General features: G+C 71.7%; 12 protein-coding genes. 9 read left to right on the forward strand and 3 right to left on the reverse strand.

Going from position 1 to position 15177, the window contains the following annotated elements:
• Positions 1-25: 25 nt before the first annotated feature.
• The 5 genes from ELX43_RS07940 to ELX43_RS07960 are packed head-to-tail and all read left to right on the forward strand — an operon-like array spanning position 26 to position 4339.
• The gene (locus tag ELX43_RS07940) at positions 26-892 is read left to right on the forward strand and encodes a CoA-transferase (protein ID WP_127782899.1); all 867 of its coding nucleotides are present in this window, start codon (positions 26-28) and stop codon (positions 890-892) included.
• Entirely contained in the window at positions 889-1689 is an 801-nt protein-coding gene (locus tag ELX43_RS07945; RefSeq protein WP_127782900.1) for a CoA-transferase, read from the forward strand. Before ELX43_RS07940 ends, ELX43_RS07945 begins: the two co-directional genes overlap by 4 nt.
• Positions 1686-2750, forward strand: coding sequence for a nitronate monooxygenase family protein (locus ELX43_RS07950; protein ID WP_206518141.1), 1065 nt, complete (start codon positions 1686-1688; stop codon positions 2748-2750). The genes ELX43_RS07945 and ELX43_RS07950 overlap by 4 nt, the downstream gene beginning before the upstream one ends.
• 1 nt (position 2751) lies before the next feature.
• Entirely contained in the window at positions 2752-3552 is an 801-nt protein-coding gene (locus ELX43_RS07955) for an SDR family oxidoreductase (protein ID WP_127782901.1), read from the forward strand.
• A 34-nt stretch (positions 3553-3586) separates the two neighbouring features.
• The gene (locus ELX43_RS07960) at positions 3587-4339 is read left to right on the forward strand and encodes an enoyl-CoA hydratase family protein (protein WP_127782902.1); all 753 of its coding nucleotides are present in this window, start codon (positions 3587-3589) and stop codon (positions 4337-4339) included.
• A gap of 70 nt (positions 4340-4409) precedes the next feature.
• Here ELX43_RS07960 and ELX43_RS07965 read toward each other — a convergent pair whose 3' ends face one another.
• Positions 4410-4886: a limonene-1,2-epoxide hydrolase family protein gene (locus tag ELX43_RS07965; RefSeq protein WP_127782903.1), complete on the reverse strand. Its 477-nt coding sequence runs from the start codon at positions 4884-4886 to the stop codon at positions 4410-4412.
• A 94-nt stretch (positions 4887-4980) separates the two neighbouring features.
• Here ELX43_RS07965 and ELX43_RS07970 point away from each other — a divergent pair, with 94 nt between their 5' ends.
• The 3 genes from ELX43_RS07970 to mshC all read left to right on the forward strand — a co-directional run bounded on the left by ELX43_RS07970 (position 4981) and on the right by mshC (position 9632).
• Positions 4981-6351, forward strand: coding sequence for a sigma 54-interacting transcriptional regulator (locus ELX43_RS07970; protein ID WP_127784762.1), 1371 nt, complete (start codon positions 4981-4983; stop codon positions 6349-6351).
• A complete protein-coding gene (locus ELX43_RS07975; RefSeq protein WP_127782904.1) occupies positions 6348-8303 on the forward strand; it encodes a VWA domain-containing protein in 1956 nt (651 codons plus the stop codon). Before ELX43_RS07970 ends, ELX43_RS07975 begins: the two co-directional genes overlap by 4 nt.
• Before the next feature lie 87 nt (positions 8304-8390).
• A complete protein-coding gene (mshC, locus tag ELX43_RS07980; RefSeq protein ID WP_127782905.1) occupies positions 8391-9632 on the forward strand; it encodes a cysteine--1-D-myo-inosityl 2-amino-2-deoxy-alpha-D-glucopyranoside ligase in 1242 nt (413 codons plus the stop codon).
• Between the two features lie 70 nt (positions 9633-9702).
• Here the strand turns inward: mshC and ELX43_RS07985 are convergent, their stop codons facing one another.
• The gene (locus ELX43_RS07985) at positions 9703-10569 is read right to left on the reverse strand and encodes a PAC2 family protein (protein WP_206518142.1); all 867 of its coding nucleotides are present in this window, start codon (positions 10567-10569) and stop codon (positions 9703-9705) included.
• A 54-nt stretch (positions 10570-10623) separates the two neighbouring features.
• Here ELX43_RS07985 and metH point away from each other — a divergent pair, with 54 nt between their 5' ends.
• Positions 10624-14199, forward strand: coding sequence for a methionine synthase (gene metH, locus ELX43_RS07990; protein ID WP_127782907.1), 3576 nt, complete (start codon positions 10624-10626; stop codon positions 14197-14199).
• Here metH and ELX43_RS07995 read toward each other — a convergent pair whose 3' ends face one another.
• On the reverse strand, positions 14200-15066 hold the full coding sequence (locus ELX43_RS07995; protein ID WP_127782908.1) for a helix-turn-helix transcriptional regulator: 867 nt from the start codon (positions 15064-15066) through the stop codon (positions 14200-14202).
• Between the last annotated feature and the right edge of the window lie 111 nt (positions 15067-15177).

Below are 15177 nucleotides of genomic sequence, written 5' to 3' on the forward strand. Positions count from 1 at the left end.
AGATCGAGCAGAGGTAGGGACGCACGTGGCTGACAAACGGATGACCGAGCAGGAGGTCGTCGCCGAGCTGTCCTCGGGGATGACCATCGGGATCGGCGGATGGGGGTCGCGGCGCAAGCCGATGTCCCTGGTCCGGGCGATTCTCAACTCCGACCTGACCGACCTGACCATCGTGACCTACGGCGGTCCGGACGCCGGCCTGCTGTGCGCGGCCGGCAAGGTCCGCCGCCTGGTCTACGGCTTCGTCTCGCTGGACTCCATCGCGCTCGACCCGCACTTCCGGGCGGCGCGCCAGGCCGGCAGCATCGAGGTCACCGAGTACGACGAGGGCATGCTCCAGTGGGGCCTGTACGCCGCGGCCATCCGCGTGCCGTTCCTGCCCACCCGGGCCGGCCTGGGCTCCGACGTCATGCGCGTCAACCCCCAGCTCAAGACGGTCTCCGACCCCTACGGCAGCGGCGAGGACCTGGTGGCCGTCCCGGCGCTGCACCTCGACGCCGCGCTGGTGCACATGAACCGCGCCGACGCGCAGGGCAACGCCCAGTTCCTCGGCCCGGACCCGTACTTCGACGACCTGTACTGCATGGCCGCCGAGCGGGCCTACGTCTCCTGCGAGAAGGTCGTGCCCACCGAGGAGCTCTCCGCCACGGCGCACCCGGCCACCCAGCGCATCTCCCGGATGATGGTCCGCGGCGTGGTGGAGGCCCCCAACGGCGCCCACTTCACCTCCTGCGTGCCCGACTACGGCCGCGACGAGAAGTTCCAGAAGGCCTACGCCACCGCCGCTGCCGACCCGGCCGCCTGGGCCGAGTTCAGCGAGCGCTACCTCTCCGGCTCCGAGGCCGACTACCAGGCCGCAGTGACCAACAGCAGCACGGAGGTTTCGGCATGAGCGAGGCGACCCAGACCGGCGCGACCCAGACCGACGTGAGCAGGGCCGAGGTGTGCGTCATCGCCTGCGCCGAGGCCTTCCGCGACAACGGTGAGATCCTGGCCAGCGCGTTCGGCACCATCCCCGCCATCGGCGTGCGCCTGGCGCGGCACACCTTCTCCCCGGACCTGCTGCTCACCGACGGCGAGGCCGCCGTGGTCAAGGGAACCTGGGCCATCGGTGCCGCCGCGCCCGAGGACGTCGAGTCCTGGATCCCCTTCCGCACCATCTTCGACGTGGTGTGGAGCGGCAAGCGGCACGTGATGATGATCCCGAGCCAGATCGACTCCTACGGCAACACCAACATCTCGGCCATCGGCGACCACGCCAAGCCCAAGGTGCAGCTGCTCGGCGCCCGTGGCGCCCCGGGCAACAGCGTCTACCACCCCACCAGCTACTGGGTGCCCAAGCACAGCACCCGCATCTTCACCCCCACGGTGGACATGGTGTGCGGCGTCGGCAACGACAACGCGCAGAAGGCGGGCCCCGCGGCCGCGAAGTTCCACGACCTGCGCACCGTGGTCACCAACCTCGCCGTCCTGGACTACGACAAGCCCACCGGCCAGCTGCGGCTGAAGTCGCTGCACCCGGGAGTCACCGTGGAGGAGGTCCAGGAGGCCACCGGCTTCGACCTGGTGGTCCCCGCGGACGTGCCCTTCACCCGGCTGCCCACCGACGCCGAGCTGCAGCTGATCCGCGAGGTCATCGACCCCCGCAGCCTGCGCGACCGCGAGGTCAAGCCGGAGGTCAAGCAGTGAGCCTGCACCCCGCGCTGAGCACCCGGGTCACCGAGCTCTTCGGCGTCAAGTACCCGGTCGTGCAGACCGGCATGGGCTGGGTCTCCAACGCCGGGCTCACCGCCGCCACCGCCAACGCCGGCGGCCTGGGCATCATCGCCGGCGGCGCGATGAGCTACGAGGAGCTGTCGGACAACATCACCAAGGTCCAGGCCCTCACCGAGAACCCCTTCGGCGTGAACCTGCGGGCCGACTCCGCCGACATCGCCAAGCGGATCGACCTGGTCATCCGCGCCGGCGTCAAGGTGGCCTCCTTCGCCCTGGCCCCCAAGCAGGACCTCATCGGCCGGCTCAAGGACGCCGGCGTGGTGGTCATGCCCTCCATCGGCGCCCGCCGGCACGCGGAGAAGGTCGCCGCCTGGGGTGCCGACGCGGTGCTCGTGCAGGGCGGGGAGGGCGGCGGCCACACCGGCAACGTCCCCACCAGCCTGCTGCTGCCCCAGGTCGTCGACGCCGTGGACATCCCGGTGATCGCCGCCGGTGGCTACTTCGACGGCCGCGGCCTGGTCTCGGCGCTGGCCTACGGTGCCGAGGGCATCGCCATGGGCACCCGGTTCCTGCTCACCAGCGACTCCCCGGTGGCGGCCAACGTCAAGGACGTCTACCTGTCCAAGACGGTCAACGACACCGTGCTCACGCTGCAGATCGACGGGGTGCCCCAGCGCGTGCTGCGCGCCGGCACCATCGACCAGATCGAGTCCAGCTCCGGCGCCCGCCGGATGGCCCGCTCGGTGCGCAACGCGGTGGCCTTCCAGAAGCTCTCCGGCACCCCGTGGACGCACATGATGCGGGAGGGCCTGGCGATGAAGAAGTCGCACGACCTCTCCTGGAGCCAGGTCGTGATGGCGGCCAACGCCCCCATGCTCTACCGCTCCGCGCTGGTCGACGGCCGCACCGACCTCGGCGTGATGGCCACCGGTCAGGTGGTGGGCCTCATCGAGGACACCCCCAGCTGCGAGGAGCTCATCCAGCGCATCATCACCGAGGCCGACCAGGTCCTCAACCGACTTGGGAAGGCCTGAGATGTCTGAGAGCACCACCGCGTCCGCACCGGCCCTGCAGCCGGGCCCGGGCCACAACCTGCTGGCCGGCAAGACCGTGCTGGTCACCGCCGCGGCCGGCACCGGCATCGGCTTCTCCACCGCCGAGCGCTGCGCCATCGAGGGCGCCACCGTGGCCATCAGCGACCGCCACGAGCGTCGCCTGGCCGAGGCGGCCGACAAGATCGAGGAGACCACCGGCACCCGCCCGCTGGCCATCCCGTGCGACGTCACCAACCAGGAGCAGATCGACCACCTGATGGACGCCACGGTGGCCGAGCTCGGGCGCATCGACGTGCTGGTGAACAACGCCGGCCTGGGTGGCACTGCCTCGGTGATCGACATGACCGACGACCAGTGGAGCAGCGTGCTCGACGTGACGCTGACGTCCACCTTCCGCGCCACCCGCGCGGTGCTGCGGCACATGGTGCCCCAGGGCAGCGGCGTGATCATCAACAACTCCTCGGTGATCGGCTGGCGCGCCCAGCAGGGCCAGGCCCACTACGCCGCCGCCAAGGCCGGCGTGATGGCGCTGACCCGCTGCTCCGCGCTGGACGTGGCCGAGCACGGCATTCGGGTGAACGCCGTGGCGCCGAGCATCGTGATGCACCCGTTCCTGGCCAAGGTGACCACCGACGAGCTGCTCGCCGAGCTGAGTGCCAAGGAGGCCTTCGGGCGCCCGGCCGAGGCGTGGGAGCTGGCCAACGTCATCGTCTTCCTGGCCAGCGACTACTCCAGCTACATGACGGGCGAGGTCGTCTCCGTCAGCAGCCAGCACCCGTGATCGCCACCTCACCCCAGCCGCTAGGAGCACGCGCATGACCCAGACCGAGGCCTCCGTGGTCACCACCACCGTGCACCCCAACGGGGTCGCGGAGATCGTCGTGGACAACCCGCCGGTCAACGCCCTGCCCGTGGCCGGCTGGTTCGCCATCGCCGACCAGGTCCGCGCCGCCGGTGCTGACCCGCAGGTGCGCGTGGTGGTGCTGCGCGCCGAGGGGCGTGGCTTCAACGCGGGCGTGGACATCAAGGAGATGCAGCGCACCGACGGCTTCACCGCGCTGCTCGGGGCCAACAAGGGCTGCTACGAGTCCTTCAAGGCCGTCTACGAGTGCGCCGTGCCGGTCATCGCCGCGGTGAACGGCTTCTGCCTCGGCGGCGGCATCGGTCTCATCGGCAACGCCGACGTGATCGTGGCCAGCGAGGACGCGACCTTCGGCCTGCCCGAGGTGGACCGTGGCGCCCTGGGTGCCGCCACCCACCTGTCCCGGCTGGTCCCGCAGCACAAGATGCGGGCCATGGTCTACACCTCGGCCACGGTGACCGCTGCGGAGCTGCTGCACTTCGGCTCGGTGCACTCGGTGGTGCCCAAGGACGAGCTGCGCACGGCCGCGCTGGAGCTGGCGGAGCAGATCGCCGCCAAGGACCCGACGGTGATCCGGGCGGCCAAGGCCTGCCTCAACGGCATCGACCTGTGGGACGTCAACCGCAGCTACCGCTACGAGCAGGGCTACACCTTCGAGCTCAACCTCACCGGCGTCTCCGACCGCATCCGGGACGAGTTCGCCTGAGCCCGCCGGGGTCGGTCTCCCACCGCTGCTGGCGGTGGGAGACCGGCCCAACGGCTCATCGGTTCAGCCGTCAGCGGTTCAGCCGGCCGCGAACGGTGCTGCCCAGCGCCCGCACGGCGCCCTTGGCGCTGGCGGCCAGCACGGTGGTCCAGTCGAAGTAGTCGCGCCAGAGCACGATCTTGCCGTCGCGCACCTCGAAGGTGCCGCACACCCAGAACGCCGCCTCCCACGAGCGCACCTTCAGCACGTCGGTGCGCTCGGTGAGCACCACCGGGCCGTTGGCCGCGATGTTGTGGATGCGGCCCTCGAAGCCGGTGCCCACCTTGCCCATCCAGCGCACCTGCTTGGCGAAGGCCTCCTTGCCGCGGGCCGGGGGCAGCGGCACGTTCTGGTAGACGACCTCCTCGGCCGCGTACGTCAGCGCCTTCTCGATGTCGAGGGCGTCCATCGCCGCCAGGAAGGCGGTGACCACCTCGGTGGGATCGGTACCCACCTGCGCGTGGCTGGGCTGCGGAGCAGGGCCGGGTGACTGTGACGTGTCTGACATCCAGCAATCGTAGTGCCGCCAGCGGGTATCCGCGTGGCCTGATTCACTCCGCGCTCGTAGCGTTGTACCGGTGACCGACCTTGCGACCAACAGCATGCCCACGACCGTCGGCGCGCTCCGCGCCAGCAACCACGTCCAGCGGGGCGTGAAGGACGAGATCCGCCACAACCTGCTCACCGCCCTGCGGGAGGGCCGCGACCCGTGGCCGGGGGTCCTCGGCTTCGACGAGACCGTCCTGCCCCAGGTGGAGCGCGCCCTGCTCGCCGGCCACGACATGGTGATCCTCGGCGAGCGCGGCCAGGGCAAGACCCGGCTGCTGCGCTCCCTGGTGGGGCTGCTCGACGAGTGGACCCCGGTGATCGCCGGCTCCGAGCTGGGTGAGCACCCCTACGAGCCCATCACCCCCGCCTCGCTGCGCCGGGTCGCCGAGCTGGGCGAGGACCTGCCCATCACCTGGCGCCACCGCAGCGAGCGCTACGCGGAGAAGCTCGCCACCCCCGACACCAGCGTCGGCGACCTCGTCGGTGACGTCGACCCGGTGAAGGTGGCCGAGGGCCGCAGCCTGGGCGACCCGGAGACCATCCACTACGGCCTCGTCCCGCGCAGCCACCGCGGCATCGTGGCCATCAACGAGCTGCCCGACCTCGCCGAGCGCATCCAGGTGTCGCTGCTCAACGTGATGGAGGAGCGCGACATCCAGGTGCGCGGCTACATCCTGCGGCTGCCGCTGGACGTGCTGCTGGTGGCCAGCGCCAACCCCGAGGACTACACCAACCGCGGCCGCATCATCACCCCGCTCAAGGACCGCTTCGGCGCCGAGATCCGCACGCACTACCCGCTGGAGCTCGATGACGAGGTGGCCGTGGTGGTGCAGGAGGCCGACCTGGTGGCCACCGTGCCCGACCACCTGCTGGAGATCCTGGCCCGCTTCACCCGCTACCTGCGGGAGTCCACCTCGGTGGACCAGCGCTCCGGCGTCTCCGCCCGCTTCTCCATCGCCGCCGCCGAGACCGTGGCGGCCGCGGCGCTGCGGCGCTCGGCGGTGCTGGGAGAGCAGACCCCGGTGGCCCGGGTGGTCGACCTGGGCACGGTGGTGGACGTGCTGCGCGGCAAGCTGGAGTTCGAGTCGGGTGAGGAGGGCCGGGAGACCGAGGTGCTCGAGCACCTGCTGCGCCGGGCCACCGCCGACACCGCCCGCGCCAACCTGGCCGGCATCGACCTCGGTGCGCTGGTGGGCGCGATCGACTCCGGCGCCGCGGTGGTCACCGGCGACGACGTCACCGCCGCGCAGCTGTTGGCCGGGCTGCCGCCGGTGGACGCGCTCAAGGAGGTGGACGAGCGCCTGGACGCCGACACCGACGGTGAGCGGGCCGCCGCCGCCGAGCTGGCCCTGGAGGGGCTCTACCTGGCGCGGCGCATCGCCAAGGACGCCGACAACCGGGGCCGGACGGTGTACCAGGCATGACGGCTCCCCGCGGCAGGCACCGCTTCGCCTACGGCCCCTACAGCGGGGGGCCCGACCCGTTGGCGCCCCCGGTGGACCTGCGGGAGGCGCTGGACGAGCTCGGCCAGGACGTCATGGAGGGCTCCTCGCCACGGTCGGCGGTGCGCGAGCTGATGCGCCGCGGGCTGCCGGGCCAGCGCGGGCTCGACCAGCTGGCGGCGCGGGCCAACCAGCGCCGCCGCGAGCTGCTCAAGCGCAACAACCTGGACGGGACCCTGGCCGAGGTGCGTGAGCTGCTGGAGCGCGCCGTGCTCGAGGAGCGCAAGGAGCTGGCCCGCGCGCTGGACGACGACGCCCGCTTCGCCGAGCTGCAGATGGAGTCGCTCAGCCCGTCGCCCGCGGAGGCGGTGCGCGAGCTCAGCGACTACTCCTGGCGCAGCCCCCAGGCGCAGCAGGACTACGACAAGATCAAGGACCTGCTGGGCCGCGAGCTGCTGGAGGAGCGGTTCCAGGGGATGAAGCAGGCGCTGGAGGGGGCCACCGACGCCGACAAGCAGCGGGTCACCGAGATGCTCAAGGACCTCAACGACCTCCTCGCCGCGCACGCCCGCGGTGAGGACACCGACGAGCAGTTCGAGCAGTTCATGGCCGAGCACGGTGACTTCTTCCCGGAGGACCCGCAGGACGTGGAGGAGCTGCTGGACTCCCTGGCCCAGCGCGCCGCCGCGGCGCAGCGGATGCGCAACTCCATGACCCCGGAGCAACGGGCCGAGCTGGACGCCCTGGCGCAGCAGGCCTTCGGCAGCCCCGAGCTGGCCGACCAGCTGGCGCAGCTGGACGGCATGCTGCAGGCCGCCCGCCCCGGGGAGGACTGGCAGGGCAGCGAGGACTTCCGCGGCCAGCAGGGCATGGGACTGGGGGAGGCGACCCAGGCGATGGCCGACATCGGCGAGCTGGAGCAGCTGGCCGAGCAGCTCAGCCAGGCCTACCCGGGCGCCCGGATGGAGGACGTCGACCTGGACGCCCTGGAGCGCCAGCTGGGGGAGCAGGCCGTCACCGACGCCCGCACCCTGGCCGAGCTGGAGCGTGAGCTGCAGCGGCAGGGCCTGCTGGACCGGGCACCGGACGGCAGCTGGCGGCTCTCGCCCAAGGCCATGCGGCAGCTGGGCCAGTCGGCGCTGCGGGACGTGGCCGAGCAGCTCTCCGCCCGCCGCGGCGACCGGGAGACCCGGCGCGCCGGTGCCGCCGGCGAGCTCACCGGGGCCAGCCGGGCCTGGCAGTTCGGTGACACCGAGCCCTGGGACACCACCCGCACCGTGACCAACGCGGTGCTGCGCACGGCGGGGCACCCGCTGCCCGTGCGGCTGGACGTCAGCGACGTGGAGGTGGCCGAGACCGAGCAGCGCAGCCGTGCGGCGGTGGCGCTGCTGGTGGACACCTCCTGGTCGATGGTCTCCGAGGGCCGCTGGCTGCCGATGAAGCGGACCGCGCTGGCGCTGCACCACCTGGTGTCCACCCGCTTCCGCGGCGACGCCCTGCAGCTCATCGGCTTCGGCCGCCACGCGCGCACCCTCAGCGTGGCCGAGCTCACCGGCCTCGACGCGGTGTGGGAGCAGGGCACCAACCTGCACCACGCGCTCAAGCTGGCCGGGCTGCACCTGCGGCGACACCCCGGCACCCAGCCGGTGCTCATGGTGGTGACCGACGGCGAGCCCACCGCACACCTGGAGCGCGACGGCCGGGCGGTGTTCGACTACCCGCCGCTGGCGGAGACGCTGGGGCTGACGGTGCGTGAGCTGGACGCGGTGGCCAAGCTGGGCACCCAGGTCACCTTCTTCCGGCTGGGTAGCGAGCCACGCCTGGCGGCGGTGGTGGACCAGCTGGCGCGCCGCTCCGGTGGGCGCGTGGTGGCTCCGGACCTGGACGGGCTCGGTGCGGCGGTGGTGGCGGACTACCTCGGTCGCCGGCGCTGAGAGCTCCCGTGGCTCGGGGTGGCTGACGCCACGGACGCTCGCCCCTCCTGAACGGGACCCGCACACGCTCTGGGTAGGGTCGGTCTCATGCAGTCATGGCCGGCCCCGGCAGTTCCCAGCGTGCCCGGCGAGGGCCCCTCGATGCGCCTGTTCGACACCGCCGACCGCCAGGTGCGGCCGGTGGCACCCGGCCCCACCGCCACCATGTACGTCTGCGGGATCACCCCCTACGACGCCACCCACCTCGGCCACGCCGCCACCTACCTCACCTTCGACCTGGTGTACCGGTTGTGGCTGGACGCCGGGCACGAGGTGCACTACGTGCAGAACGTCACCGACGTCGACGACCCGCTGTTCGAGCGCGCCGCCCGCGACGGCGAGGACTGGGTGGAGCTCGGCCTGCGGGAGACGCAGCTCTTCCGCGAGGACATGGCGGCGCTGCGCATCCTGCCGCCGCGCGACTACATCGGTGCGGTGGAGTCCATCGGCGAGGTCACCGAGATCGTGGAGAAGCTGGTGGCCTCCGGGGCGGCGTACGTCGTCGACGACCCCGAGCACCCCGACGTCTACTTCCGGGCCGACGCCACCAAGCAGTTCGGCTACGAGTCCGGCTACGACCACGCCACCATGAGCACCTACTTCGCCGAGCGCGGGGGAGATCCCGACCGTCCCGGCAAGCGCGACCCGCTGGACGCCGCCGTCTGGAGGGCCGTGCGCGACGGCGAGCCGTCCTGGCCCTCGGCGTTCGGCCCCGGCCGGCCCGGCTGGCACGTGGAGTGCGCCGCCATCGCCCTCAACCGCATCGGCGTCGGCTTCGACGTGCAGGGCGGCGGCAGCGACCTGATCTTCCCGCACCACGAGTTCTCCGCCGCCCACGCCGAGGCGCTCACCGGCTGCGAGCGCTTCGCCCGCCACTACGTGCACGCCGGGATGATCGGCCTGGACGGGGAGAAGATGTCCAAGAGCCGCGGCAACCTGGTGCTGGTCTCCCGGCTGCGGGAGCAGGGCGTGGACCCGATGGCCATCCGCCTCGGCCTGCTCGACTCGCACTACCGCAGCGACCGCCAGTGGACCGACGCGGTGCTCACCGCGGCCACCGAGCGGCTGGCCCGCTGGCGCGAGGCGGCGGCCCTGGACGCCGGTCCCGACGCCACCGACACCATCGCCCGGGTGCGCCAGTACCTCGCCGACGACCTGGACACCCCGCGGGCGCTGTCCGCCATCGACGACTGGGCGCGCCAGGCGTTGAACCGTCGCGGCACCGACGCCGCCGCGCCCGCAGCGCTGGCCGCCACGGTGGACGCGCTGCTCGGCGTGCAGCTGGTCTAGGGGCTGTGCTGGTCTAGGGCCCCGAGCCCGGGCTGTGCTGGTCTAGGGCCCCGAGCCCGGGCGGTGCTGGCTAGGGCCCCGAGCCCGGGCCGCGCCGGCGCAGGTACCGCTCGAACTCCGCCGCGATGGCCTCCCCGTCGGTCTGCGACACGGCCTCGGACATGTCGGTCTCGGCGTCGCCGCGCTCCTCCAGGGCGCGCACGTAGCCGATGACCTCCTCGTCCTCCTCGGCCATCTCGTTGACCGCACCCTCCCACTCGGCGGCCTGCTCGGGCAGCCCCACCAGCGGGACCTCCACGTCCAGCACCTCCTCCACCCGGTGCAGCAGCGCCAGGGTGGCCTTGGGGTTGGGCGGCTGGGCCACGTAGTGCGGCACCGCGGCCCAGAACGAGATGGCCGGCACCCCGGCGCGCACGCAGGCCTCCTGCAGCACCCCGGTGATGCCGGTCGGGCCCTCGTAGCGGGTCTGCTCCAGGTTGAACTGCTTGGCCGCAGCGGTGCTGTACGCCGAGCCGGTCACCGGCACGGGGCGGGTGTGGGCGGTGTCCGCCAGCAGCGCGCCCAGGGTGACCACCGTGCGCACCCCCAGCGTGTCGAAGACCTCGATGAGCTCCGCGCAGAACGCCCGCCAGCGCATGTTCGGCTCGATGCCGCGCAGCAGCACCACGTCACGGGCGGAGCCCGGTGGGCGGCACACCGTCAGCCGGGTGGCCGGCCACTGGATCTCCCGGGTCACCCCTTCCACCATGCGTACCGTGGGGCGGGTGACCTGGAAGTCGTAGTAGTCCTCGGAGTCCAGCTCCATCAGGGGGGTGGCGTCCCAGCAGAGCTCGAGGTGCTCCACCGCCCCGGTGGCTGCGTCCCCTGCGTCGTTCCAGCCCTCGAATGCCGCGACCAGTATCGGGTCCAGCAGACGGGGTGGCTCAGTCTGCGTCACACCGACCAGCCTACGACCCGGGCCCGACAAGGGGCTGCGACTAGGCTGGTAGTTATGCCTGCTTCTCCGTCTTCCCCTCTGCTCGAAGCCCTTCGCCAGCGCGTGCTCGTGGCCGACGGGGCGATGGGCACCATGCTCCAGGCCGCCGACCTGGACGTGGAGAAGGACTTCCTCGGTCTCGAGGGCTGCAACGAGATCCTCAACGACACCCGCCCGGACGTGCTGCGCGAGATCCACCGCGCCTACTTCGAGGCCGGTGCCGACCTGGTGGAGACCAACACCTTCGGCTGCAACCTGCCCAACCTGGCCGACTACGACATCGCCGACCGCATCCGCGAGCTCTCCCGCAAGGGTGTGGCCATCGCCCGCGAGGTCGCCGACGAGATGGGTCCCGGCCGTGACGGGATGCCCCGCTTCGTGCTCGGCTCGATGGGCCCGGGCACCAAGCTGCCCACCCTGGGCCACGCCCCCTTCGCGGACCTGCGTGACGCCTACCAGGAGGCCGCGCTGGGCATGGTCGAGGGCGGTGCGGACGCCATCCTCATCGAGACCTGCCAGGACCTGCTGCAGGTGAAGGCCGCGGTCATCGGCAGCAAGCGCGCCATGACCGAGCTGGACAAGGTCATCCCGATCATCTGCCACGTCACCGTGGAGACCACCGGCACCATGCTGCTGGGCAGCGAGATCGGCGCCGCCCTGGTGGCGCTGGAGCCGCTGGGCATCGACCTCATCGGCCTCAACTGCGCCACCGGCCCCGCCGAGATGAGCGAGCACCTGCGCCACCTGTCCAAGCACTCCCGGCTGCCCATCTCGGTGATGCCCAACGCCGGGCTGCCCCAGCTGGGCCCCAACGGCGCTGTCTACCCGCTGCAGCCCGAGGAGCTCGCCGAGGCACTGGCCGGCTTCGTCCGCGAGTACGGCCTCGCCCTGGTGGGTGGCTGCTGCGGTACCACCCCCGAGCACATCCGCGCGGTGGTGGCCGCCATCTCGGCCATCCCCGACGACGAGCGCGGCGTGCGCAAGGTGCACCAGGAGCCCGGCGTCGCCTCGCTGTACTCCGCGGTGCCCTTCAAGCAGGACCTCAGCGTGCTCATGATCGGCGAGCGCACCAACGCCAACGGCTCCAAGGCCTTCCGCGAGGCGATGCTGGCCGGCGACCACCAGGCCTGCATCGAGATCGCCCGCGACCAGACCCGCGACGGCGCGCACGTGCTGGACCTGTGCATCGACTACGTGGGCCGCGACGGCACCGCCGACATGGCCGGGCTGGCCGCCAAGCTGGCCACCGCCTCCACCCTGCCGATCATGCTGGACTCCACCGAGCCTGCCGTGCTGCGGGCCGGGCTGGAGCACCTGGGTGGGCGCTGCGCCATCAACTCGGTGAACTACGAGGACGGCACCGGCACCGACTCGCGCTTCCACCAGGCGATGGAGCTGGTGGTGGAGCACGGCGCTGCCGTGGTGGTCACCTGCATCGACGAGGAGGGCCAGGCCCGCACCGCGGAGAACAAGGTGAAGATCGCCGACCGCATCATCGGCGACCTGGTCAACGAGTGGGGAATGCAGGAGAGCGACATCATCATCGATGCGCTGGTCTTCCCCATCACCACCGGCCAGGACGAGGTGCGCCGCGACGCGCTGGAGACCATCGCCGCCATCAAGGAGATCAAGCGCCAGCACCCCTCGGTGCAGACCACGCTGGGGCTGTCCAACGTCTCCTTCGGCCTCAACCCCGCCGCCCGCCAGGTGCTCAACTCGGTGTTCCTGCACGAGTGCACCGAGGCCGGCCTGGACACCGCGATCGTGCACGCCTCCAAGATCGTGCCGATGGCCCGCATCCCCGACGAGCAGCGCGCGGTGGCGCTGGACCTCGTCTACGACCGTCGCCGCGAGGGCTACGACCCGCTGCAGAAGCTGATGGAGCTGTTCGAGGGCGTCTCCGCCGCCTCCGCGCGCGCGTCACGGGCCGAGGAGCTGGCCCAGCTGCCGCTGTTCGAGCGGCTGGAGCGGCGCATCATCGACGGCGAGCGCACCGGCCTGGAAGCCGACCTGGACGCCGGCATGCAGGAGCGCCCGCCGCTGGAGATCATCAACGACACCCTGCTCTCGGGCATGAAGACCGTGGGTGAGCTCTTCGGCTCCGGCCAGATGCAGCTGCCGTTCGTGCTCGCCTCCGCCGAGGTGATGAAGACCGCCGTGGCCCACCTGGAGCCGCACATGGAGGCCACCGACGAGGACGGCAAGGGCCGCATCGTGCTGGCCACCGTCAAGGGCGACGTGCACGACATCGGCAAGAACCTGGTGGACATCATCCTCACCAACAACGGCTACGACGTGGTCAACATCGGCATCAAGCAGCCGATCGCCGCCATCCTGGAGGCCGCGGTCACCGAGAAGGCCGACGTCATCGGCATGTCCGGCCTGCTGGTGAAGTCCACCGTGGTGATGAAGGAGAACCTGCAGGAGATGAACTCCCGCGGGGTCGCCAAGGACATCCCGGTGCTGCTCGGTGGTGCGGCGCTCACCCGCGCCTACGTCGAGGACGACCTGGCCGAGGTCTACGACGGCCACGTCACCTACGCCCGCGACGCCTTCGAGGGGTTGCGCTCGATGGACGCCATCATGAAGGCCAAGCGCAGCGGCGGGGAGCTGGGCGCGGTGAGCGAGGCCGAGCAGGCCAAGATCGACGAGCGCCGGGCCCGCCACGAGCGGTCCAAGCGCATCGCCGAGGCGCGCAAGGCCAACGAGCCGGAGGTGGAGCTGCCCGCCCGCTCCGACGTGGCCGCCGACGTCGACGTGCCCACCCCGCCGTTCTGGGGCAGCCGGGTGGTCAAGGGTGTGCGGCTGGCGGAGTACTCCGGCCTGCTCGACGAGCGGGCGCTGTTCCTCGGCCAGTGGGGCCTCAAGGGCGCCCGCGGTGGCGACGGCCCCTCCTACGAGGAGCTGGTGGAGACCGAGGGCCGTCCGCGGCTGCGGCACTGGCTGGACCGGCTGAGCACCGACGGCATCCTCGCCCACGCCGCGCTGGTCTACGGCTACTTCCCGGTGGTCTCCGAGGGCGACTCGGTGATCGTGCTGGAGTCCCCGGAGCCCGACGCCGCGGAGCGCTTCCGGTTCACCTTCCCCCGGCAGCGCCGTGACCGGCACCTGTGCCTGGCCGACTTCTTCCGCACCCGTGAGCAGGCCCGCGAGCACGGGCAGGTGGACGTCATGCCGTTCCAGCTGGTCACCATGGGCCAGCCGATCGCCGACTACGCCAACGAGCTCTTCGCCAACAACGCCTACCGCGACTACCTCGAGGTGCACGGCATCGGCGTGCAGCTCACCGAGGCGCTGGCCGAGTACTGGCACCAGCGTGTGCGCGAGGAGCTGAAGATGCCCGACGGCCAGGCCGTGGCGGCGGAGGACCCCGAGGAGGTCCAGGAGTTCTTCCGCCTGGGCTACCGCGGCGCCCGCTACTCACTGGGCTACGGAGCGTGCCCCGACCTGGAGGACCGCGCCAAGATCATGGAGCTGCTGGAGCCCAGCCGCATCGGGGTCGAGCTGTCCGAGGAGCTGCAGCTGCACCCGGAGCAGTCCACCGACGCCTTCGTGCTGCACCACCCGGAGGCCAAGTACTTCAACGCCTGATCAGCCGCGGTTCGGCTGCTGGACCGCTTCGTGGCTCCGCTGGGCGTGGGGAAGCCCCGCGGACGCCAGGAGCGACAGCTTGTCTGCGTCGCTGGAGCCGGCCTCGGGGTGGTAGACGACGAGGTGGACACCGTCAGCGCCGTCGATGCTCAGCCGTTCGCGGTGCAGGACCAGCTCGCCAACCTGCGGGTGGTGGAACCGGACGGCCGTCCCACGCTGGCCGCGGACCTCGTGGCGCGCCCACAGCTGGCGGAACGTGGGGCTGGCCAGCGAGAGCTCGCCGGTGAGCTCGATGAAGCGGGGGTCGTCGATGTCCGTGCCCACGGCCTGGCGCAGGTTCGCGATGAAGCACTCCGTCATGGCTAGCCAGTCCGGGTAGTACTCCTGCTGGGCCGGATCCAGGAAGAAGTCCCGGAGCTGGTTGCCTCCCACGGCGAGTCCCGGGGACAGGGCGACGGCGAGATCGTTGGTGGCCAGGATGTCGAAGTACCGCCCCTCGATGAAGGCGGGCTGGACGAGGGAGTCCAGCAGCGTGAGCGCGCCGCGCGGGACGGTCTCCTTGCGCGGTCGGGGCCTGCGCCTGCGGGGGACGTCGGCGACGAGCGTCAGCAGGTGCGCCAGGTGCTCGTCGTCGAGCTGCAGCACCCGGGCGATCGACTCCAGCACCTGCGTCGACGGGTGTCGGTCTCGGCCTCGTTCCAGGCGCAGGTAGTAGTCCGCGCTGATGCCGGCGAGCATCGCCACCTCCTCGCGCCGCAGACCGGGCACGCGCCGCACCCCCACCTCGGGGATGCCTGCCTGCTTCGGCGTCACCAGCGCTCGCCGGGCACTCAGGAAGGCGCCCAGGGCGTTCGACTTCTCCGTCATGTCGTGAGCGTAGGTCGAGGGACACCGCAGTGCGGGGGTCCTGCCGCACCCCCCGCTCGTCAGGGCTCTGGGTGGGCCCGACGGGCGCCCCTAGCGTCGGTGAACGCCGGC

This window comes from Rhodococcus sp. X156, assembly GCF_004006015.1.
Classification (GTDB): domain Bacteria; phylum Actinomycetota; class Actinomycetes; order Mycobacteriales; family Mycobacteriaceae; genus X156.